This window comes from Bradyrhizobium sp. Mp27 (genome assembly GCF_029953005.1).
GTDB classification, from domain to species: domain Bacteria; phylum Pseudomonadota; class Alphaproteobacteria; order Rhizobiales; family Xanthobacteraceae; genus Bradyrhizobium; species Bradyrhizobium barranii.
On sequence record NZ_JASAUS010000128.1, the window covers coordinates 1 to 22,123 of the forward strand.

Consider the following 22,123-nt stretch of genomic DNA (forward strand, 5'->3'; position numbering starts at 1 on the left):
TTCGAACGCTCAGGTCAACCAAGCCGTTCCGATGACACTGCTGGGGCCCGGCGTCACGCGACGCCGCGGCCAGCCGCGCGCGTAGCCTGTGCGGTAAAATACGCGCTTACGATACGACCCGTTATGCTTCCCTCGTTGGCCGGCTGCTGATCGGCCTCCCGTTTGCAATGAGTGGCTTCGGCAAGCTCACCGCTTATGGTGCGACGACCGCTTACATCGCCTCTGCGGGATTGCCGGTGCCCCCGTTGGCATATGCGATCGCAGTTCTCGTCGAGCTCGGTGGCGGTCTCCTGCTGATCGCGGGCTATCAAGCCCGCTCGGTCGCGCTGGCGCTCGCCATATTCTCGTTGGCCGCGGCAGTCTCGTTCCACAACAACTTTGCCGACCAGAATCAGATGATCCACTTCCTCAAGAACGTGATGATGGCAGGCGGCCTGCTCCAGATCTTTGCCTTCGGTGCCGGTGCGCTCAGCCTTGACGCTCGCGTCTCGCGGAGCGGCGTCGCTGTCGCTCAGGCGGCGCACGCGCGTTGAATGGACGACCTTGCGGAAGACCCGTCGACCACGTCGGGTCTTCCGGCAGCGCCTTTGAAGCCCGATCAAGCGCACGCAACTGTTGCCCACGCCCTCAGGTTGTTCCATGCTGCTCCCACAAGGAGACGCCGTGGACGCCATCAATCCGAGCGTTGGGCTGACCGAGCTAGAGCGGATCGACCGCCTGCGGCTGATCCGCTCGGACAATGTCGGGCCGCGCACCTTCAAATCGCTGGTCGATCATTTCGGCAGCCCGCGCGCCGCGCTGGAGCGGCTGCCCGATCTGGCGCGCCGCGGCGGCGCGGCCCGTTCCGGGCGCATCTGTAGTGCCGATGAGGCGAAGGCCGAGCTCGCCGCGAGCCGCAAGTTCGGCATCGCCTGGCTGGCGCCCGGCGAGGACGGCTATCCGGCGCGGCTCGCCACGCTCGACGATCCGCCGCCGCTGCTCGCCGTGCGCGGCGACACCACGACGCTGATGCGGCCGATGATCGCGATCGTCGGCTCGCGCAACGCGTCCGGCGCTGGCCTCAAATTCGCCGGTCAGTTGGCCCGTGAGCTTGGCGAAGCCGGCTTCATCGTCATCTCGGGGCTCGCCCGCGGCGTCGACCAGGCCGCACACCGCGCCAGTGTCGAGAGCGGCACCATCGCGGTGCTCGCCGGCGGACATGACTGCATCTATCCGCCCGAGCATGGCGACCTGCTCGCCGCGATCCTCGATCACGCGGGCGCTGCGATCTCGGAGATGCCGCTCGGCCACGAGCCGCGCGCCCGCGACTTCCCCCGCCGCAACCGGCTGATCTCGGGCGCCGCGCTCGGCGTGGTCGTGGTCGAGGCGGCGCATCGCTCGGGCTCGCTGATCACCGCGCGCATGGCGGCCGAACAGGGCCGCGAGGTGTTCGCAATGCCCGGCTCGCCGCTCGACCCGCGCGCCGCCGGCACCAACGATCTGATCAAGCAGGGCGCAACGCTCGTCACCGAAGCATCCGACATCGTCAACGCAGTCGCACCGATCATGGAGCGTCCGTTGATGCATCCGGCGAGCGAGCCCGACAGCGAACCGTTCGAGAGCGATCCGCAATCACACGACCGCGACCAGATCACCGGCCTGCTCGGCCCCGCCCCAATCTCGATCGACGATCTCGTGCGGATGTCCGGCGCATCGCCCGCGATCGTGCGCACCGTGTTGCTGGAGCTCGAGCTTGCGGGGCGGCTCGAACGCCACGGCGGCGGTCTCGTCTCTCTTCTCTAGGTGTCGTTGCGCTCGTCGAAGCGCGTGCGCGCCGCCGCGATCTGCGCCTGGTGCTCCTTCGCCCATAGCCCAAGCGCCATCACGGGCTGCTGGAGCCCGCGGCCAAGATCGGTCAGCTCATAGTCCACGCGCGGCGGAATGGTCGGGAAGATCGTGCGCGTGACGAGGCCGTCGCGCTCCAGCCCGCGCAGGGTCAAGGTCAGCATCCGCTGCGAGATGCCGTTGATCATCCGCTTCAGTTCATTGAAGCGCTTGGGCCCGTCGCTCAGCATCATGATGACGAACACGCTCCATTTGTCGCCGACGCGCGCCAGGATCGAGGCGACCCCGCGGCAATCCGCGTGGTCGCGATCCGGCATCTGGGGAGCAGGAAAATCGGTGTGTGCAGGTCTCAAAGATGTGCCCATGGCTCAAAAAAGTGCGTTCTTGCGGGGAATTTGACAGTCACTCATGTAGTGCGGGTTACAAATCTATACCATAGGTGAACCCCAATGAAACTCCTCCATATCGACTCCAGCGTGCTCGGCCCCCACTCCGTCTCACGGCAGGTTTCCGCCGCCATCGTCGACCGTCTCAGGCAGGGGACACCGTCGCTCGACCTCGTCTATCGCGATTTGACGCAGATCCCGCTCGCCCACCTCTCCGGCTCGCACCTCGCGGCCGCGCAAGGCGCGCCGGCACCGGCGGAACTCGGACCCGACCTTGCCGCGAGCGCGGCCGTGCTCAACGAGTTCCTCGATGCCGATATCGTCGTGATCGGCGCGCCCATGTACAATTTTACGATCCCGAGCCAGCTCAAGGCCTGGATCGACCGCGTCCTCGTGGCGGGGAAAACGTTCAAATACGACGCGAACGGCCCGCAGGGTCTTGCCGGCAACAAGCGCGTGATCGTGGCGATCTCGCGCGGCGGCTATTACGGCCCGGGCACGCCCGCCGCCTCGCTTGAGCACCTCGAAACCTATTTGCGCGGCGTGTTCGCGTTCATGGGCATTACGAGCCCCGAATTCATCGTCGCCGACGGCATCCAGGTTGGCCCTGAGCATCGTGAGAAAGCGCTGGCCGGAGCGCTTCAGGCTGCCACCAGCCTGCAGGCGGCGTAACACTTACGCCGACACCAGCCGCCGCCGGACTCCGGCGGCGGCTGAGAATTCGACAGCGCTAAAACCAGGCGCCCTGAACGCCAAGAATGACGGCGACGAGCGAAATGAAAAGCCCGATGCCTGAGAAAAGTGCCACCCCGATGAACTCGGACGTGTCGGAGTGCTTGGCGGGAATGTCGGAATGTTCGGTGTAAATACGCGGTTCTGAAATCGACGAAGAAATACGAGCTGCCTTTGACATCGCGGGCTCCCTGAAAGTGAGTCTTATGACCCTGCCCGCAAAAGGGTCTTGGCAGCGCAAGCGAAGGTTCAACACCTCACGCAAGGTTCAGAGGAATACAGCCACCGAGGTGCCGGAACCGGCCGGCGCAACCGATGTCGTCGCGCCGACCGATTCAATTTTCGCAAACGTTGATCAGCCGCGATAGATCGGCGCGCCGCTCGGAGACGCCACCGCGCCGCCGTCGACGAAGATCTCCTGGCCCTGTATGTGCGCTGAATCATCCGAGGCGAGGAACAGCACCGTCTTCGAGATGTGATCTGGTTCACCAATGCGCCCCAACGGGGTCGACAGCGCGATGCGATTCTCGAACGCCTTCTCCGCTTCGGGCGTTGCGATCGCGGCGCCCCAGATCGGCGTGCGGATCGCGCCCGGCGCGACCACATTGACGCGGATGCCGCGCGGCGACAGCTCTGAAGCCATGATCCGCGCCATCGCACGCACGCCGGCCTTGGCGGCGCCGTAGGCCGAATAGCCGGGAATGCCGAGCACGGAGATCACCGAGCCGTTGAGGATGATCGAGGCATTGTCGTTGAGATAGGGCAGCGCCGACTGCACCGTGAAGAACACGCCGGTGAGGTTGGTGCTGATGACCTTCTCGAACACCTCGAGCGTCGCCGAACCGAGCGGCGTGCCGCCGGGAATGCCGGCATTGGCAAACACGATGTCGAGCTTGCCGAATTTTTCGGCGCCCTTCTTGATCGCAGCTTCGGTCGCGGCAATGTCGGTGGCGTCGGCTGCGACCGCGAACCCGTTCGGGCCAAGCTCCTTCGCCGCGGCCTCAAGCGTCTCCTTGTTGCGCCCGGTGATGATCACCTTCGCGCCTTCGGCCACGAACAGCTTTGCCGTCGCCAGGCCAATGCCGCTGTTGCCGCCCGTAATCAATGCCGTCTTGTTCTTCAGTCTCACGCTCGTCTCCAGTGGTTGCATCATAAAACCATGTTGCCATCTAAGGCATATGGTTTTATGATGCAACCACACAAGCGCGTGATCGGCACCGAAATCGGGCGAACGCGACAGGACCGGGACGATGGTGAAACGAACGAGCTTCGAGGGCGATTCCTGCCCGATCGCGCGGTCGCTGGAAGCGATCGGCGACTGGTGGTCGCTGCTGATCATTCGCGAGGCGCTGTTCGGCCTGCGCCGCTTCGGCGAGTTTCAGAGCAAGCTCGGCATGGCCAAGAACATTTTGGCGGCCCGGCTGCGCTCACTCGTGGACCACGGCATTCTGGCCACCGCCCCCGCCTCCGACGGCAGCGCCTATCAGGAATATGTGCTGACGCCGAAAGGCCGCGGCACCTTCCCGATCCTCGTGGCGCTCCGGCAATGGAGCGAGGAGTTCGACGATCACCCCGAGCAGATCGCGACGATTCTGATCGATCGCGAGAAAGGCCGCCCGATCAAGAAGCTCGAAATGCACGCCGAGGACGGGCGATTGCTCACGCCCGCGGACACGATGGTGAAGCTGCGCCCGGCACCGCGGCGACGGTCGGCTGGATAAAGTAGCCTTGCGTAGCCCGGATGGAGCGAAGCGCAATCCGGGGTTGGCATCCCGCGGCACGAGTCCCCGGATTACGCTTCGCTCCATCCGGGCTACGGCCGCTACGATCTCAAACGCCGCTACGACAGCTTGCGCTTGCTCCGCAGCCGCAGGTGCTCGTCCGCCTCCAGCTTGGTCATCCCCAGGAGATAATGCAGCACGTCGAGCTTGTGGCGCTCGGCGAGCTTGCGCAACGCCCCGACCTGCTCGGCGATGAAGGCGACGGCCTCATCGACGCCGCCCTCCCCTGGTTCCTCACCGCGCGAGCCCCCCGGCGCGCCTGATGCGGCGCGCGCCCGTTTCTTTCCTGGCTTAGTCACCAGACCCCACCCGAATCCATGCCCCGGGAGGACTCTACGCCGACATTGACCGCAACTCCAAGGTGGTATTTTGCAACTTTCTCGATATGAAACTTTTCCCATTCAGGTTGCTTTCAACACCCCTCGATTTGACAGCGAGGGCCTCACCACCCATGTTCGGGTCGAAACGGCCGATCCGAATCTCATCGAAAGCGGCTCGTAATTTCCCCGTAAGTTACTGGAACTACATGAATATCGTCATTGTGGAGTCGCCGGCGAAAGCCAAGACGATCAACAAGTATCTGGGCTCGTCCTACGAGGTTCTGGCCTCGTTCGGCCATGTCCGCGACCTCCCGGCGAAGAACGGTTCCGTCGATCCGGACGCAAATTTCAAGATGATCTGGGAGGTCGACCCCAAGGCGGCCGGCCGGCTCAACGATATCGCCAAGTCCCTGAAGAACGCCGACCGCCTGATTCTGGCGACCGACCCTGATCGCGAGGGCGAGGCCATCTCCTGGCACGTGCTGGAGGTGCTGAAGGAAAAGCGCGCGCTGAAGGATCAGAAGATCGAGCGCGTGGTGTTCAACGCCATCACCAAGCAGGCCGTCACGGATGCGATGAAGAATCCGCGCCAGATCGACGGCGCGCTGGTCGACGCCTACATGGCGCGCCGGGCGCTGGACTATCTGGTCGGCTTCACCCTCTCCCCCGTGCTGTGGCGCAAGCTGCCGGGCGCCCGCTCGGCCGGCCGCGTGCAGTCGGTGGCGCTGCGGCTGGTCTGCGACCGCGAGCTCGAAATCGAAAAGTTCGTGCCGCGCGAATACTGGTCGCTGATCGCGACCCTGCTGACGCCGCGCGGCGACGCCTTCGAGGCGCGGCTCGTCGGCGCCGACGGCAAGAAGATCCAGCGGCTCGACGTCGGCAGCGGCGCGGAAGCCGAGGACTTCAAGAAGGCGCTGGAAGCAGCCGCCTATGCCGTGACCGCGGTCGATGCGAAGCCGGCCCGGCGCAATCCGCAGGCGCCTTTCACCACCTCGACGCTGCAGCAGGAAGCCAGCCGCAAATACGGCTTTGCGCCCGCGCACACGATGCGCATCGCCCAGCGCCTTTATGAAGGCATCGACATCGGCGGTGAGACCACCGGACTCATTACTTATATGCGTACCGACGGCGTGCAGATCGATCCGTCCGCGATCACCCAGGCGCGCAAGGTGATCGGCGAGGATTACGGCAACGCCTATGTGCCGGAGGCCCCGCGCCAGTATCAGGCCAAGGCCAAGAATGCCCAGGAAGCGCACGAAGCGATCCGTCCGACCGACATGTCGCGCCGCCCCGACAGCATGAGCCGCAAGCTCGATGCCGACCAGGCGCGACTCTATGAGCTGATCTGGAAGCGCACCATCGCGAGCCAGATGGAATCGGCCGAGCTCGAGCGCACCACCGTCGACATCACCGCGAAGGCCGGCGGCCGCACGCTGGAGCTGCGGGCGACGGGCCAGGTCGTCAAGTTCGACGGCTTCCTCGCGCTCTACCAGGAAGGCCGCGACGACGAGGAAGACGAGGATTCGCGCCGCCTGCCCGCGATGAGCCCGAACGACGCGCTCAAGCGGCAGTCGCTCGCCGTCACCCAGCACTTCACCGAGCCGCCGCCGCGCTTCTCGGAGGCCTCGCTGGTCAAGCGCATGGAAGAGCTCGGCATCGGCCGTCCCTCGACCTATGCCTCGATCCTGCAGGTCCTGAAGGACCGCGGCTACGTCAAGCTGGAGAAGAAGCGCCTGCACGGCGAGGACAAGGGCCGCGTCGTGGTCGCCTTCCTCGAGAGCTTCTTCAGCCGCTACGTCGAATACGACTTCACCGCCAATCTGGAGGAGCAGCTCGACCGCATCTCCAACAACGAGATCTCCTGGCAGCAGGTGCTGAAGGACTTCTGGACCGGCTTCATCGGCGCCGTCGACGAGATCAAGGATCTGCGCGTCGCCCAGGTGCTCGACGTGCTCGACGACATGCTGGGCCAGCACATCTATCCGCCCCGCACCGATGGCGGCGATATCAGGCAGTGCCCGAGCTGCGGCAACGGCCGGCTGAATCTCAAGGCCGGCAAGTTCGGCGCTTTCGTCGGCTGCTCGAACTATCCGGAATGCCGCTACACCCGCCAGCTCGCCGCCGACAGCGAGACCACCGCCGACCGTTCGCTCGGCCAGGACCCCGATACGGGTCGCGATGTCTGGGTCAAGGCCGGCCGCTTTGGTCCCTACATCCAGCTCGGCGAGCCCAAGGATTACGAGGAAGGCGAGAAGCCGAAGCGCGCGGGCATCCCGAAGGGCACCTCGCCGGGCGACGTCGAGCTCGAGCTTGCGCTGAAGCTGTTGTCGCTGCCGCGCGAGATCGGCAAGCATCCGGAGACCGGTCAGCCGATCACGGCAGGACTCGGCCGCTTCGGGCCGTTCGTGAAGCACGAGAAGACCTACGCCAGCCTGGAGAGCGGCGACGAGGTCTTCGACATCGGCCTCAACCGCGCGGTGACGCTGATCGCGGAAAAGGTCGCCAAGGGCCCGAGCCGCCGCTTCGGCGCCGACCCCGGCAAGGCGATCGGCGATCATCCGACGCTGGGCACCGTCACGGTGAAGAGCGGCCGTTACGGCGCCTATGTCACGGCAGGCGGCGTCAACGCGACGATCCCGGCCGAGTTCGAAAAGGACACCGTCACGCTGCCGCAGGCGATCGCGCTGATCGACGAGCGCGCGGCCAAGGGCGGCGGCAAGACCAAGGCGAAGAAAGCCGCGAAGCCGGCCAAGGCCAAGAAGGCTGCGGAGAAGGCTGCGGACGGCGATGACGCCGCGCCGAAACCGAAGAAACCGGCCGCCAAGAAGGCGGCCAAACCCAAATCCGAATCCACCAGCAAGGCGCGCGCCGCCGTGTCGTCGACCGCAAAAACGTCGCCGACCAAGGCCGCCGCCCCCAAGGCTCCGGCCAAGAAGAGTGCCGGCAAGACCTAGATCAAGAATTAGAGGTTAAGTGAAACGCAAGAATGACCATGGCTTTCCCGACCGGAGCGCCATCGTCGCCTTCATCAAGGCAAATCCCGGAAAGGTCGGGACCCGCGAAATTGCGCGCGAGTTCGGCCTGAAGAACGCCGATCGCATCGAGCTCAAGCGCATGCTGCGCGAGCTCGCCGACGACGGCACCATCAAGAAAAAACGCCACAAGGTTTCCGAGCCGGACGCGCTCCCGTCGACGCTGGTCGCCGACATCACCGGCCGTGACAGTGACGGCGAGCTGATCGCCTCTCCCACCGAATGGGACGAGGTCGAAAGCGGCGAACCGCCAAAAATCCTCATCGTCATGCCGCGCCGGCCAAAGCCCGGCACCGCGGCCGGCATAGGCGATCGCGCGCTGCTGCGCGTCGAGCGCTCGGACGAGACCGAAGGCCCGGCCTATCGCGGCCACATCATCAAGGTCTTCGACAAGACGAAGAGCCGCATCCTCGGCGTCTTCCGCAGCCTGCCTGAGGGCGGCGGACGGCTGGTCCCGGTCGACAAGAAGTCCGCCGACCGCGAGCTGAACATCGCCGCAGCCGACGCGCACGGCGCCCAGGACGGCGACCTCGTCAGTGTCGATATCGTCCGCACCCGCAGCTTTGGGCTGGCCTCCGGCCGGGTCAAGGAGAAGCTCGGATCGGTCAAGTCGGAGAAGGCGATCAGCCTGATCGCGATCTACGCGCACGACATCCCCCTGCAGTTCCGGCCCGCGGCAGAGCGTGAAGCCGAAGCGGCAGAGCCGGCCAATCTGAAGGGACGTGAAGACTGGCGCGACGTGCCGCTCGTCACCATCGATCCGCCGGATGCGAAGGATCACGACGACGCGGTGCATGCGCAGCCCGATCCTGATCCGAACAACAGAGGCGGCTTCATCGTCGATGTCGCCATTGCCGATGTCAGCTTCTACGTGCGGCCGGGCACCGCGCTCGACCGCGACGCGCTTGATCGCGGCAACTCGGTCTATTTCCCCGACCGCGTCGTGCCGATGCTGCCCGAGCGCATCTCCAACAATCTCTGCTCGCTGGTGCCGGGCGAGCCGCGCGGCGCGCTCGCGGTGCGCATGGTGCTCGGCCCCGATGGTCGCAAGCGCTCGCACAGCTTCCACCGCATCCTGATGCGCTCGGCGGCGAAACTGAATTATGCGCAGGCGCAGGCCGCGATCGACGGCCGTCCCGACGACACCACCGGCCCCCTGCTCGATCCGATCCTGAGGCCACTCTATGCCGCCTATGCCTGCGCCAAGCGCGCGCGCGACGAACGCGATCCGCTCAATCTCGATCTGCCCGAGCGCAAGATCCTCCTGAAGAGCGACGGCACGGTCGATCGCGTCGTCGTGCCTGAGCGTCTCGATGCGCACAAGCTGATCGAGGAGTTCATGATCCTCGCCAACGTCGCGGCAGCCGAGATGCTGGAGAAGAAGTCTCTCCCGCTGATCTACCGCGTGCATGACGAGCCGACGCTGGAGAAGGTCCACGCCCTCGCGGAGTTTCTGCAGACGCTGGACGTTCCGTTCGCGAAAGGCGGCGCGCTGCGGCCCGCTTTGTTCAACCGCGTGCTGGCGCAGCTCGAAGGCCACGACCACTTCCCGCTGGTGAGCGAGGTCGTGCTGCGCGCCCAGGCCCAGGCCGAATATTCCGCCGAGAACTACGGTCATTTCGGCCTGAACCTGCGCCGCTACGCGCATTTCACCTCGCCGATCCGCCGCTATGCCGACCTCGTCGTGCACCGCGCGCTGGTCCGCGCGCTCGGCCTCGGCGAAGGCGCCCTGCCCGACAGCGAGACGCCGGAAAGCCTCGGCGAGGTCGCAGCCCATATCTCGGTGACCGAGCGGCGCGCGATGAAGGCGGAGCGCGAGACCGTCGACCGGCTGATCGCCCATCACCTCGCCGACCGCATCGGCGCGAGCTTCCAGGGCCGCGTCTCCGGCGTCACCCGCGCCGGCCTGTTCGTCAAGCTCGCTGAGACCGGCGCCGACGGCCTGATCCCGATCCGATCCCTTGGCACGGAATATTTCAACTATGACGAGAGCCGGCACGCGCTCGTCGGCACGCGCAGCGGCACCATGTATCAACTCGGCGACGTCGTCGACGTCCGCCTGATCGAAGCGGCCCCCATCGCGGGCGCGCTGCGCTTCGAGCTGCTGTCGTCCTCCAGCGAGACCGCGCCGCGCGACCGCAGGCGTCCCGGCCCACAACGCCGCCCCTCGTTCAAGGCACATCCTGGACGCAGTCCGGATAAAAAACGCAAGCCGCCGAAGCAAAAGTCCGGCAAACCCAAGAAGGGCAAGGGCAAGAACAAGGGAAAAGGCGGGGGTCAGAAGGGCAAGGCATGGTGACGACGAGCACGGCCCCAAAGATCTGGACGCGAGAGACCGGCCTCGCCGAGAAGCGCGACGTCTGGACGGCCATGAAGCGCGGCTTTCGCAGCCGCTGCCCGCGCTGCGGCGAGGGCAAGCTGTTCCGTGCTTTCCTCAAAATCGCGGACAATTGCTCGGTCTGCGGCCTCGACTTCACGCCGCACCGCGCAGACGATCTGCCGGCCTATCTCGTGATCGTCATCGTCGGCCACATCGTGGTGCCCACGATCCTCTGGATCGAGACCAACTACGCCACGCCGGTCTGGCTCAGCTTCGCGGCCTATCTGCCCTTCACCTTCGTCGCCTCGCTCGCGCTGCTCCAGCCGGTCAAGGGAGCTGTGGTCGGCTTGCAATGGGCTCTGCGCATGCACGGCTTTGACGACAACCCTCCGGATGGTATTCCGCCGGTCTAAGCAAATAATCAAAAAGCGGTTTGGGTGAGGACATGACGGATACGTCGCAGGGAGCCGAGAAGGCCAAGATCCACGAGGGCAAGGAAGCCGACCACCACCCCTATTTCCGCCCCCGCGATGCGGCGACGCTGATCCTGGTCGATCGCAGCGGCAGCATTCCAAAAGTCCTGGTCGGCAAGCGCCACGACAAGGTGGTGTTCATGCCCGGAAAGTTCGTCTTCCCCGGCGGCCGTGTCGACAAGGACGACTACCGCGTGCCGTGTGCTGCACCCATCACCGCCGAGCTGGAGGCCAATCTCGCCAAGGGCAGCCCGAAGACCCCGGCGTCGCGCGCAAAGTCGCTGGCGATTGCCGCAATCCGCGAGGCCTGCGAGGAGACCGGCCTCTGCCTCGGACGCAAGACCGAGGGGAAAGCAAAACTCGAGGGCGCCTGGAAGCCGTTCGCGGATGCGGGCCTGCTGCCCGACCCCTCAAGCCTGTTCCTGATCGCACGCGCGATCACCCCGCCCGGCCGCGTCAAGCGGTTCGATACCCGCTTCTTCACCGCGGACGCTTCCGCGATCACCCACCGCGTCGAGGGGGTGATCCATGCGGATGCCGAGCTGGTCGAGCTGGTCTGGGTCGAGCTCGGCTCAAAGCCGCTCGCCGATCTGCATCCGATGACACGCAACGTGCTCAACGAGCTCGACACCCGCCTTGCCACCGGCCCGCTCCGTCACGATGCGCCGGTGCCGTTCTTCCATTTCTACGGCGGCAAGATGCAGAAGGATATCTTGAGCTGATCCAGCCGCCGAACTCTCCAGGCTCGTTCACGCGATCAGCAAACTCAGCGCGGCACCTCTGAAAGCGCGGTCTTCGCTGCCACCTTGTCCGTGGCCGATCGCCCAGCGCTGCGGCCACACAAGCTGCTCCAACCCTCGCGCCGTCGCAGAGGTGAAGGACGACCAACGCGGGGAGCCATGATGGCGGTACAGGAGAGCGCCGGGGCCCATATCCGGATAGAGCGTAACGTGAATATCGAAACCGTCGCCCGCCGGAAGATCAGGTCCGAACCAATAGGTTGGGCTTCGCCCCGCCTCACGCCCCAGAGTTTGCTTCGGTCCCCTGAGACCAAGCCAGAACGGCGCGATCGAACCAGGCGCGAAGGCCGTGAAAATCGTCTGAGCTGATGCGACATCGGTCGCGGCGCTATCTCCCACCAGTCTCAGCTCGATCCGCCGCCCGCTCTCCACACGTCCGCTGAACGGCGCTTCGGCTTCCCCGAGCGGCAGCTCCCTCCACCGGGCGGGATCAGGATCGCGCAGCGGCCATTCCATCCTCTCCCTGACAACGCCGTCGATATCGAGCACCTGATAACGCAGGCCTTCCTCGTCAAGCGCCGCTTGAACGCAATGCAGATACTCGACGCCTTCCGGCATCCTGTGAGCCGTTCCCGCGCCCGCAGTGCAGATCTGCAGGACACCGCGATGCGCCTGAACGTCGAAGGCGAGGATGTGGCTGCACAGATAGGCGAGCACGTTTTCGTTCACCAGGATGTCCCAGAACGGGCGGGCGTATTCGTGGCCGATCTCGCGCTGATACGTCCCGGTAAAGCCGTTGATCGGAAACACCGGGTGATGACCAAGGACGAGCTTGTGCCGTGCGTCGCCATGTTCTCTGAGCGTTGTTTCCAGCCACGCGAGCTCGACATGGCCCTCACCTCCCAGGCCGCTCCAGAGCGTGTTGACGAACACCATCAGGAGGTCGCCGCGCCGCACGAAGTAGGAGAGGCTCGCCTGTCCCGGCGGTCCATTTTTCGGCAGCTCGAGCACCGCACGAAACACCGCCTCGCTCATCAAATCATAGGTCGTGTGATTGCCGGTTGTGTGCCACATCGGAATGGCCGCACGGTCGAGCCATGCCATTTCCGTATCCAGCCAATAGCGCCACTGCGCGCGCAGCGCGTCCGGATCCGGCGTCAGTCCGATGATTTCATCGCCCGGGAAGAGAACGAATTCAGGCTGCGGTCTCAGGCGTTGAACGACCGCATTGACCGAGGCGAAGGTCTTTTCGTGCAATGCACCCGGCACGCCCGAACAGGAGTCGCCATACAACAGGAACTGGTGGCCCTTGCCGCGCGGTAGAAGCGCGGGAATGGAATTATTCGCTGAGGTCATGGTCTTCCATTGCGGTGTTCGGCCACGAGGATGGCAATTTCCGCAACGGGTAGCAACAGGCCGTGGCGAGACCTCAATCAGGAATCATCAGGCTCGGTGCCGACATAGTCGCGCGCCGGCAGTTTCAGGACGCGGCCGATCTCGCTTGCGAGCTTGTCCGCCTCCTCGCGCCTGGTGAAGCTCTGAAGCGTGATCGGCTCGGTGCCACTGTTGCCGCAGAGATTGACGTCGTAGGTCGTCAGATCCGCATCATAGTCGTCGGTGATGCTGACGAAGTGATAGTCGGCGAGATCGCGCTGGCTGCGGATATTGAGCGGGCCGAACTGCCTGGTGATGACGATCTGGCGCAGCGTCTCGTTGAGCACGACGAACGTGCGGTACGTCAGCAGGATGATTCCGGGGATGCCGACGAGCAGTCCCAACCCCGTGAACACCAGCACCGGCACGAGATCATCGGCGAGCCGGCCGAAGCCGGAAAAATCCTGGCGCAGGCCGAGCGCGACATTCCACAAGAGATAACCGCTCGCGGCCAGCAGCGGCAGCGACAGCAGCCGGCCGACCCAGGGCATGGACCGGTCGATGCGAACGGTGCCGCCGTCCACGGTCATTGCGCCTGCCATTGAAGGTCTCCTCACGGGTCCTGGCTTGGTCGGGGCGAGCGCGGGATTGGTTCGATGCCGGCGTCTTCACCAGAAGTCGTCATGCCCTCGCCGCTGCGCGCGCCCCGGAATGACGTGATTGTGCTGAGCATGTCGCGAAAAACGAAAAAATCTTCCCGCCTCCCCCAATGGCGGAGTTCCCAGGCGTCCCTATGTCTTCCCCAACGACACCCAGAACGGATACGGGGCGATGGCACAACGGCAACTCAAGCTTGGCGCGTTCATGCGCCCGATCAGCATCCACACCGGCGCCTGGCGCTATCCGGGGGCCTGGCCGGACGCCAATTTCAACTTCGGCCATATCAAGACGCTGATCCAGAAGCTCGAGGCCGGCAAGTTCGACGCCTTCTTCATGGCCGATCACCTCGCCGTGCTGAACATGCCGGTCAATGCGCTCAAGCGCAGCCACACCGTGACCTCGTTCGAGCCGTTCACGCTGCTGTCGGCGCTGTCCGCCGTCACCGAGCGCATCGGCCTGATCGCGACGGGCTCGACGACGTTTGACGAGCCCTACCACGTGGCACGCCGCTTCGCCTCGCTCGACCATCTCAGCGGCGGCCGCGCGGGCTGGAACATCGTCACCACCTCGAATCCGGACGCGGCGCTGAATTTCGGCCTCGACGACCACATGGAGCATGCCGAGCGCTACAAGCGCGCCCGCGAGTTCTACGACGTGGTCACGGGCCTCTGGGATTCCTTCGCCGACGACGCCTTCGTGCGCGACGTCGACAGCGGCGTGTTCGTCGATCCCGCGAAGATGCACGTGCTCGACCACAACGGCAAATATCTGAAGGTGCGCGGCCCCCTCAACATCGCGCGGCCCGTGCAGGGCTGGCCGGTGATCGTGCAGGCCGGCGCATCGGAGGACGGCAGGCAGCTTGCGGCGGAGACGGCGGAAGCCGTGTTCACCGGCGGCGGCCCCCTCGCCGACGGCCAAAAACTCTATGCCGACATCAAGGGCCGCATGGAGAAGATCGGCCGCGACCCTGAACACCTCAAGATTCTTCCCGGCGCCTTCGTCGTGGTCGGCGACAGCGTCGATGAGGCCAAGGAGAAGCGCGCGCTGCTCGACAGCCGCGTGCATTACGACAGCGCCATCGCCTCGCTCTCGGTCATCCTCGGCACGGACGCCTCGGGCTTCGATCCGGACGGGCAACTGCCGGAGATTCCGGAGACCAACGCCAGCAAGAGCGGCCGCCAGCGCATGGTCGACCTCGCCAGGCGCGACAAGCTCACCGTGCGCCAGCTTGCCCAGCGCGTCGGCGGCTATGGCGGGCTGTCCTTCGTCGGCACGGCCAAGACCATCGCCGACCAGATGGAGGAATGGCTGGTCGGGCGCGGCTCTGACGGCTTCAACATCATGTTCCCGTTCCTGCCCGCCGGCCTCGACGATTTCGTCGACAAGGTGGTACCGGAGCTGCAGCGGCGCGGGATTTTCCGCAAAGAGTATGAAGGGGCCACTTTGAGGGAGAATCTGGGCCTGCCACGGCCGAAAAACCGATTCTTCGAGGCGTAATGGGACCGTTTTGGGTGGTTTTCCGCCCTAGAGCCCCGTTCGGGGCTCTAGGTTGTTGTTTTTGACGCGTTTTCTTGACGCGAACCGATGCCCACTTCGCTCGAAAACGCTTCGAAACCTTGACATCAGGCGGTTTCTGGCTAGGTTGCCGGCCAACGCGGGCCGTTTGGCCGGCTCCAGATTCCCTTCATTCTTGAGGTTCTGAACATGGCCAAAGCGGTCACCATCAAGGTCAAGCTCGTGTCCTCGGCTGACACCGGCTTCTACTACGTCGCCAAGAAGAATTCGCGCACCATGACCGACAAGCTGGTCAAGAAGAAGTACGATCCGGTCGCGCGCAAGCACGTCGAATTCCGCGAAGCCAAGATCAAGTAAGAAGATCAAGTAAGATCGCGGAATAAGCTACGGACTTTTGACGGGGCCTCACGGCCCCGTTTTATTTTGCCGCTCACGTCTCGGACGGCCAGCTCAATCGTTGCGTAACGCGGTGTCGGACCGAACACGCGTCACTTCGGCTGCATCGATCGGGGCAGCGGCACCACCCCAGCTATTTCTGACAAAGCTGAGCACCGCCGCGACCTGGCGATCATCGAGCTGCCAACCGTAGGACGGCATGCCGGGTGCCGTCGGCTCGGCCTTGGTGCCGACGCTTCGCGCACCACGGAGCACCATTCGGATTGCCGTTGTCGGATCATTCGAGTGCACCATCGTGGACTCTGCGAGGGCGGGAAACAGGTGTGGAACGCCCTTGCCTTCGATCCCGTGGCAGGCGGAACATTGGTCTCGGTAGATCGCGCCTCCGGCCGCCATCACGTTCGCATCCACCGGGGCAAGCCTCGCCTCATCCCTGTTGCCCGGCAATGATTTCAGATACGTCGCAATAGCCTTCGTATCCTCATCCTTCATCCTGGACGTCGACAGCTCGACGGCCTCCGCCATCGGCCCTGTCGCAGCGGTAGCGCGATTGTGCCCCGTCTTGAGGTAGAGCGCGACATCGTCTGCCGTCCAACTGCCCAGTCCTGTCCGCCGGTTGTTGGTGATGTCAGGCGCCGACCAGCCCTGGAGATTTGCTCCCTGCAGATATTGATCGGTTCGATCGCCTCCAAGCAGCGTCTTCGGCGTGTGACAAGCTCCGCAATGCGCTGGCCCGTCGACGATGAACTTGCCGCGATTCCATTCGGCGGATTTGGTCGGTTCCGGCTTGTATTCACCTGCCGTGAAGTAGAGCGCGTTCCACACGATCATCGTTGAGCGGATATTGAATGGAAACGGAAGCGTATCCGCGTTGCGCGAATTTCGGACCGGCTCCAGCGAAGTCAGATAGGCCCGGATCGCCATCACATCGTCACGCGACATCCGGGTGTACGCATTGTAAGGCATGGCCGGATAGAGATGCGCGCCGGTTCGTCCGATACCCTTTCTCACCGCGGCATCGAATTGATCGTCGCTCCAGGCTCCAATGCCCGTTTCGAGATCGGGCGTGACATTGGGCGATATGATGTTGCCGAACGGCGTTTCGATCGGCCGCCCGCCCGAAAACGGCTTGCCGCCGGGAACGGTATGGCAGCCGGCACAGTCCGACAGGATCGTCAGATAGCGCCCGCGTTCGATCTGGGTGAACTCTTGCATGTTTGCGGAGCCGGCATGCGCGCGGCCAGCCAGCGACGCCGAAACGAGCGCTGCGCAAACGAGCGTGCGCACGCGAGGAATCCTACGCATCGACCAGCCTTCCGGGATTCTTGAGGTACTGGTTCCGGATCGCGGCCGCCGACCAATAAGCGAGCGCGCCGACCGTGAGCGTCGGGTTGTAGCCGGCGTTCTGCGGAAAGGCGCTTGCCCCCATCACGAACAGATTCGGGACATCCCAGCTCTGCAGATATTTGTTGAGGACGCTTGTCTTGGGATCGGCCCCCATGATCGCACCGCCGTTGAGATGCGTCGTCTGGTAGGTCGTTATGTCGTATGGCGCGGTCCGATACTGCACGGCGAGCTTTTCAGCGCCCATCGCCTTGATGATCTCGGCGAACTTGTCGGTGAGAAACTTGTTCTGCTTGATCTCGTTCTCCTTGAGATCCATCGTGATCCGCATCAGCGGACGCCCGAACCGGTCCTTATAGGCGGGGTCGAGATCCAGGTAGATGTCGCGGTAGGCGTAGAAGCTGCCATGCACACCGGTGCCGGGCTTGACCGTGCTGAGATAATTGTCCTTCACCGCCTTCTTCCAGTCGGCGCCCCATGCCGGCGTTCCCGGCGGCGTCAGGGTGCTTTCGATCGGACGAGCACCTGTCTGCACCTGGCCGACATAGCCGCCGCCCACGAAACCATGCGGCCCGTGATCAAAATTGTCGCCGTTGAACTCGTCGACGCACATCCCGATCGAACCTGACGCGATGAACGGGTTGAAGTTGAACTTCTTGTTGTCGAAGAAGCCGTTGACCGACGAGATCGTCTGGTGGGTGTAGTTTCGGCCGACGACGCCAGTGTTGGTGACGGGGTCGTAGGGCTGCCCGATTTGCGAATGCAGAAGAAGCTGCACATTGAACATCGTGTAAGCCGACAGGATCACGAGGTCGGCCTGCTGTTCCCACTCCTCGCCGCTGGAGTCGACGAATGTCACGCCGGTGGCGCGCTTGCCCGAACGATCGACATTGATCCTGACAACCTCTGAATTGTCGCGAAGGCTGAAGTTCGATTTTCGAATGAGATGCGGCAGGATGGTTGTTTGCGGGCTAGCCTTGGAATAATTGCCGCAGCCGAACCACTCGCAGAAGCCACAATAGGTGCAGGGGCCAAGGCGCATGCCCAGCGGGTTCGTATAGGCTTGAGAAAGATTGCCCGACGGCTGCGGGAACGGCTTGTAACCAAGCTCGCGCGCGGCTTTCCCGAACAGCGTATGGCTGAACGGCTGGGCCTGCGCCGGGGTCGGATAAGGACGGGACCGCGGCCCTTCGAACGGATTGCCGCCGTCCATGATCTTGCCGCGCAGATTTCCGGCCGTCCCCGACGTGCCGCACAGATATTCGAAGCGATCGTAATGCGGCTCGAGATCTTCATAGGTGATCCCCCAATCCTGGATCGTCATATCCGGGGGCAGGAACGCTGCGCCATAGCGTTCGGTCAGATGTGTCTTCAGCACGAAATCCGACGGGAGAAACCGCCACATTTCGGCATTCCAGTGCACGCCCCCGCCGCCGACGCCATTCGGCGGCATGAACGCGCCCCAGCTCCGGATCGGCAGCGCCGTCTGGTCCATCTTGTTGCGGAACGTGAACGTCAGCTGGTCCGGACGCAGGAACAGCTCGTGCCGGATGCGATAACGAAGTTCGTCCTGCATGTAGCCCGGCGGAAAATCCGTCGGCGCGTCGCGCCATGGACCGCGCTCGAAAGCGATGACCTCGAGCCCCTCGTCGGTCAGCTCGTTAGCCATGATCGCGCCGGTCCAGCCGAAACCGACGATGACGACGTCTTTCCTGGGAAGCCTTCGAGACATGCTACGACCTCGTCCATTGCGCGTTGCCGGTCATGCCAACCGGCGGCAACGGAAAGCGCTCGTTGTGGCGGTTCACCCAATCGAGATAGTTGTAGCGCGCGCCCGGATAGCCGATCATCTTCCACGCGACCATGTCGCGGTTGCCGCCATAGATCGGGTCCGCGAAAAATCCCATCTGCGCGTCCTTGACGAGTTGCGCGAAGAACGCCTTGCCGTCGACGCCGTCGAGCTTGAGCTCGCCCTTCTCGACCGCCTTCAGAACCGCGATCCTGTCGTCGCCGGAGAGCTCGGCGAAGGGCTTTCCACCACTGTGCTGCTTGCACGCACGATCGAATGCAGCGAGACCGTCCCGATAATCCTGTGCCGGACCGTTCGCCGACTGATGACCCTGATTCTTCAGGCCGGCCTGAAACGGTGGGCGCACATACAATCCCTCCTGCCGGCCGTAGGGCCCAGCCAGCTGCCGGTCGATAAATACGGCGCAGCCGGTATCCTTGCCGCCCGGCGTCTCCGGATCCGGCGGGATGATGCAATCAACGAGTGCCTCCATGGCTCTGCCTTCTTCGCCGTTGAAGAACTCCCACGGCCCAAGCTTGATTGGCGGCGGCGGATTTCCCGCATTTGGAGCCCAGGGCAACCTCCCTGCAATTGTGGCGGCTTTGACGGTCGTCGCGCTGAACAGCAGCAAGGCCGTCCCCGCAAGAAACTCCCTGCGTCGCAGGCCGATCATTGTGGGCGTCCCCTGTTTCATTTTTTCTTCCTCGTCGGTCCACCGCGCCGGAACTTCGATGAGCTTTCGGAGAAGTGAAACGCCTCCACATCGCTCACGACCTGCATCTATCGGTCATGATCGACGACAATTGTCCGTGAACACCTCACCGGCTCTCAACCAGCGGCTTCGTTGTACGATCGCAAATTGATCGCGTATTTCACGAAGCCGGCGCTTTTCGAAAAAAACACGGAGCCGATTGCTGCGGCAGGCAGCGGAATCTCACGGCAAGTCTCCTGTGTGCCGGATGCGCTGCAGTGCGCAACGCTGCTGCGCTGCGTCCGGGGCACGCGACTGAGGTTGGCGCGCTGCTCCTTCCCCACGCCGTCGTTGCGAGGAGCTCTTGCGACGTAGCAATCCAGCGTCGTTCCGCCGAGCGCCACCGCTTTGTGTGGATGGCGAGTTTATAGGCAGACGCCCCCTCAACCCTCGGTTGCTCAATCCGAAATGTATGTTACCGTGCATTTACCGGGGCGGCATCTCCGTCCCGCATTTGGGAAGGACATGCTCATGAAATTGTCGTCAGGCTTTGTCGTGCCCTCTGCCATCGCTGTCTTGTCAACGGCCCTGCTGTGCGCCCCGGCAGCGTCGCAAATCCCGACTGGCTCCGCCGCCACGATTCCCCCTGTCACGGTCGACGCGCCGAAACAGGTGGCAAAGCCGCGCGTGTCGGAGCAGGGAGCAAACACAACGGCGCCGCGTCGGACTGCGTCAACCGCTCGAACATCAACCGCGAGCACGCCTTCGTATGCGCCGGGTTCGGCGATGGCGAGGCTTGCCAGCCTGGAGAGAGTCGCCAGCAGCTGCAACGGTGGCTGTGCATCAAGCTTCCCAAGCGGCAAAGATCCCTGGGTTGGATGCAGCGAGTCGGGCGGCGGTCTGAACTATGGACCTTTCTCGCCAACGTGCCGAGACTATCACCCATAAATCCTACCTGGATTGCGTTGAAACCAGGGTGTTCCTGGGCGACCACCGAAACAGGGCCCACTGGTTTTGCAGCAGCCTGGCCGCCGGCAACAGGTTTAAAGTCGCCGAACTCAAGCGATCAGGACGTCGCTAGTCCATACCGCCCGCTGGCTTTCTGTTTCAGTTGAACTTGGACCCAGTGTCGGCCAGCGCTGACCGCAGCTCGCCCAGCGTCGCCCGCCGGTCGCGCGCAAGCGCACCGTCGAGGTGACGCTGCGCTGCGCCCGGGGCACGAGAGCAAAGACAGGCGTGCTCCTGGCCGCGGTGGCCCATTCTTTTGCGTTCCACGAGCAAACGATCCCTTCTGCATTTGAACGACGAGATCGCGCCAGGTCGCGCGTATGCGATCAAGCGCGCTTGTTCGGCGCGGATGTCGATCCAACTCCTGTCGCACCGGCAGCACGATTGCACCGGGCAATGAAGGAGATGGACCATGACTGGACTTAGAATTCTCGCTGCCGTGGCTTTGTTGTCGGGCCTGACCGCAAGCGCCGCCTACGCGCAATCCGGCTTTGCGAGCAGCCATCCCGATACGTACGAGGCCGAGAACCCCAATCGCAACCTGAACGGCACGCTGACGCCGGCCGGTCGGCTGGGCCTCGAGTTGCCGGACGGCGCAGCTCCTGCGCAAGGCGCGGACAGCGCCATGGCTCGCGCGGATGGCACTGCTTCACGTTCCTGCGCGGAGCGTTATCGATCCTACGATCCGGCGACGGGCACCTATCTCGGGTGGGACGGCAACCGCCATATTTGCAGGTAACGCAAAGCTGCAGCGCGAAGGCAGCCCGCATCGAAACGGCCGACGCTGGCCCGCGGGCTGCGCCTTCCGCTGCCCGGATCAGCGCGAACGCGACCAGGATGATGCCGCCGGCGAGACCGAGCGCCACGCCGATGCGCCAGGCCATGGTTATTGGTCGGCAAAACAGTTCCGCCGTGCCCATCCCCAAAATGTTTTCTAAGTGTTTGATACCGGATGCGAGAAATGTTCGTAGCTCGCCGAGAAAGCGGGCCGCGTAGCCCCCTTGGCGCGCTGAACAGCTCGCTTACATTTTCCTCGCTGGCAGCCTATTCTTGGGGTTTCAGAGGTGGCCCCTGAGAGGGAATGCAGCTTGCGTTTTCTTTTTGAGGATTACGCGTTGGATACCGACAGGCGCGAACTGCAGCGCGCAACGGACGTGGTTGTTGTCGCACCCCAAGTGTTCGATCTGCTTGAATACCTGATCCGGAACAGAGAGCGCGTCGTCAGCAAGGACGACCTCATCAGCGCCGTTTGGAAGGGTCGCATCGTCTCGGATGCTGCGCTGACGACTCGCCTCAATGCCGCCCGGAGCGCAATCGGCGACACGGGCGACAAACAGCAGTTGATCAAAACATTGCCGCGCAAAGGTGTCCGCTTCGTGGGTGCAGTGCACGAAGACCGGAGGCCCGCAAATCAGACGGTGGGCCCAGTCGAGCGAACCGGCGACGCGCCGCCGCGCCTATCCATCGTCGTGCTACCCTTCGCGAACCTGAGCGGAGATCGTGAGCAGGACTATTTCGTGGATGGTGTAACCGAGAGCTTGACCACGGACTTGTCGCGCATCAGTGGTTCATTTGTAATCGCACGGAACAGCGCCGTCTCATACAAGGGTAGAGCAGTCGATGTACGGTAAGCGACGTTCGCGTCCCACTCGCAAAGGTTTGGCGTGGGGATTGCAGTCTGTTGATCAACGTGTTTGCAAATCGTTGGCGGGGGGTATGGAGGCGGCAACGACGGAGA

At 63.9% G+C, this 22,123-nt stretch carries 20 protein-coding genes and 1 pseudogene; 12 read left to right on the plus strand and 9 right to left on the minus strand.

Features of this window, described 5'->3' with window-relative positions:
- Positions 1-98: 98 nt before the first annotated feature.
- Both QJT78_RS38960 and dprA read left to right on the plus strand, forming a co-directional pair.
- Entirely contained in the window at positions 99-533 is a 435-nt protein-coding gene (locus tag QJT78_RS38960; RefSeq protein WP_028152774.1) for a DoxX family protein, read from the plus strand.
- Between the two features lie 106 nt (positions 534-639).
- On the plus strand, positions 640-1,782 hold the full coding sequence (gene dprA / locus QJT78_RS38965) for a DNA-processing protein DprA (RefSeq protein WP_038944772.1): 1,143 nt from the start codon (positions 640-642) through the stop codon (positions 1,780-1,782).
- Here dprA and QJT78_RS38970 read toward each other — a convergent pair.
- The gene (locus QJT78_RS38970) at positions 1,779-2,189 is read right to left on the minus strand and encodes a helix-turn-helix domain-containing protein (RefSeq protein WP_028152772.1); all 411 of its coding nucleotides are present in this window, start codon (positions 2,187-2,189) and stop codon (positions 1,779-1,781) included. The genes dprA and QJT78_RS38970 overlap by 4 nt on opposite strands.
- A gap of 84 nt (positions 2,190-2,273) precedes the next feature.
- Here QJT78_RS38970 and QJT78_RS38975 point away from each other — a divergent pair, with 84 nt between their 5' ends.
- Entirely contained in the window at positions 2,274-2,882 is a 609-nt protein-coding gene (locus tag QJT78_RS38975) for an FMN-dependent NADH-azoreductase (protein ID WP_028152771.1), read from the plus strand.
- Positions 2,883-2,940: 58 nt separating this feature from the next.
- Here QJT78_RS38975 and QJT78_RS38980 read toward each other — a convergent pair whose 3' ends face one another.
- Together QJT78_RS38980 and QJT78_RS38985 are read right to left on the minus strand one after the other, a co-directional pair.
- Positions 2,941-3,123 carry a hypothetical protein gene (locus QJT78_RS38980; RefSeq protein ID WP_028152770.1) on the minus strand — a complete coding sequence of 61 codons (183 nt, stop codon included), beginning with the start codon at positions 3,121-3,123 and terminating at the stop codon, positions 2,941-2,943.
- Positions 3,124-3,297: 174 nt separating this feature from the next.
- The gene (locus QJT78_RS38985) at positions 3,298-4,071 is read right to left on the minus strand and encodes a glucose 1-dehydrogenase (RefSeq protein WP_028152769.1); all 774 of its coding nucleotides are present in this window, start codon (positions 4,069-4,071) and stop codon (positions 3,298-3,300) included.
- Between the two features lie 121 nt (positions 4,072-4,192).
- Between QJT78_RS38985 and QJT78_RS38990 the strand changes: the two genes are divergently transcribed.
- Positions 4,193-4,663 (plus strand): helix-turn-helix domain-containing protein, encoded by a 471-nt coding sequence (locus QJT78_RS38990; RefSeq protein ID WP_028152768.1) that lies wholly within the window; start codon positions 4,193-4,195, stop codon positions 4,661-4,663.
- A 119-nt stretch (positions 4,664-4,782) separates the two neighbouring features.
- Here the strand turns inward: QJT78_RS38990 and QJT78_RS38995 are convergent, their stop codons facing one another.
- Complete coding sequence (locus tag QJT78_RS38995; RefSeq protein WP_014494703.1) at positions 4,783-5,022, minus strand: hypothetical protein; 240 nt, start codon at positions 5,020-5,022, stop codon at positions 4,783-4,785.
- 227 nt (positions 5,023-5,249) lie between these two features.
- Here QJT78_RS38995 and topA point away from each other — a divergent pair, with 227 nt between their 5' ends.
- From topA to QJT78_RS39015, 4 genes are read left to right on the plus strand one after another with little or no spacing between them, the layout of a single operon-like run.
- Positions 5,250-7,997, plus strand: coding sequence for a type I DNA topoisomerase (topA, locus tag QJT78_RS39000; RefSeq protein WP_028152767.1), 2,748 nt, complete (start codon positions 5,250-5,252; stop codon positions 7,995-7,997).
- 19 nt (positions 7,998-8,016) lie between these two features.
- Complete coding sequence (gene rnr, locus QJT78_RS39005; RefSeq protein WP_028152766.1) at positions 8,017-10,374, plus strand: ribonuclease R; 2,358 nt, start codon at positions 8,017-8,019, stop codon at positions 10,372-10,374.
- Positions 10,368-10,808, plus strand: a complete 441-nt coding sequence (locus tag QJT78_RS39010; protein ID WP_028152765.1) for a DUF983 domain-containing protein — start codon at positions 10,368-10,370, stop codon at positions 10,806-10,808. The genes rnr and QJT78_RS39010 overlap by 7 nt, the downstream gene beginning before the upstream one ends.
- A 32-nt stretch (positions 10,809-10,840) precedes the next feature.
- Positions 10,841-11,590: an NUDIX domain-containing protein gene (locus QJT78_RS39015; RefSeq protein ID WP_028152764.1), complete on the plus strand. Its 750-nt coding sequence runs from the start codon at positions 10,841-10,843 to the stop codon at positions 11,588-11,590.
- A gap of 27 nt (positions 11,591-11,617) precedes the next feature.
- On the opposite strand, the gene QJT78_RS39020 is transcribed toward QJT78_RS39015, so the two are convergent.
- Entirely contained in the window at positions 11,618-12,964 is a 1,347-nt protein-coding gene (locus QJT78_RS39020; RefSeq protein WP_028152763.1) for a metallophosphoesterase, read from the minus strand.
- A gap of 77 nt (positions 12,965-13,041) precedes the next feature.
- Positions 13,042-13,584, minus strand: coding sequence for a hypothetical protein (locus tag QJT78_RS39025; protein WP_028152762.1), 543 nt, complete (start codon positions 13,582-13,584; stop codon positions 13,042-13,044).
- Between the two features lie 229 nt (positions 13,585-13,813).
- Between QJT78_RS39025 and QJT78_RS39030 the strand changes: the two genes are divergently transcribed.
- A complete protein-coding gene (locus tag QJT78_RS39030; RefSeq protein WP_028152761.1) occupies positions 13,814-15,139 on the plus strand; it encodes an LLM class flavin-dependent oxidoreductase in 1,326 nt (441 codons plus the stop codon).
- Between the two features lie 207 nt (positions 15,140-15,346).
- Positions 15,347-15,514, plus strand: coding sequence for a 50S ribosomal protein L33 (gene rpmG, locus QJT78_RS39035; RefSeq protein WP_007603295.1), 168 nt, complete (start codon positions 15,347-15,349; stop codon positions 15,512-15,514).
- 93 nt (positions 15,515-15,607) lie between these two features.
- Here the strand turns inward: rpmG and QJT78_RS39040 are convergent, their stop codons facing one another.
- The 3 genes from QJT78_RS39040 to QJT78_RS39050 are packed head-to-tail and all read right to left on the minus strand — an operon-like array spanning position 15,608 to position 19,380.
- Positions 15,608-16,840, minus strand: a complete 1,233-nt coding sequence (locus QJT78_RS39040) for a cytochrome c (protein WP_085965819.1) — start codon at positions 16,838-16,840, stop codon at positions 15,608-15,610.
- A 10-nt stretch (positions 16,841-16,850) separates the two neighbouring features.
- Entirely contained in the window at positions 16,851-18,629 is a 1,779-nt protein-coding gene (locus QJT78_RS39045; RefSeq protein WP_028152759.1) for a GMC family oxidoreductase, read from the minus strand.
- Between the two features lies 1 nt (position 18,630).
- Entirely contained in the window at positions 18,631-19,380 is a 750-nt protein-coding gene (locus tag QJT78_RS39050; RefSeq protein ID WP_028152758.1) for a gluconate 2-dehydrogenase subunit 3 family protein, read from the minus strand.
- Positions 19,381-20,797: 1,417 nt separating this feature from the next.
- Between QJT78_RS39050 and QJT78_RS39055 the strand changes: the two genes are divergently transcribed.
- Complete coding sequence (locus tag QJT78_RS39055; RefSeq protein ID WP_028152755.1) at positions 20,798-21,124, plus strand: BA14K family protein; 327 nt, start codon at positions 20,798-20,800, stop codon at positions 21,122-21,124.
- Positions 21,125-21,473: 349 nt separating this feature from the next.
- A pseudogene (locus QJT78_RS39060) lies at positions 21,474-22,013 on the plus strand (winged helix-turn-helix domain-containing protein); the annotation flags it as partial.
- Positions 22,014-22,123: the final 110 nt, after the last annotated feature.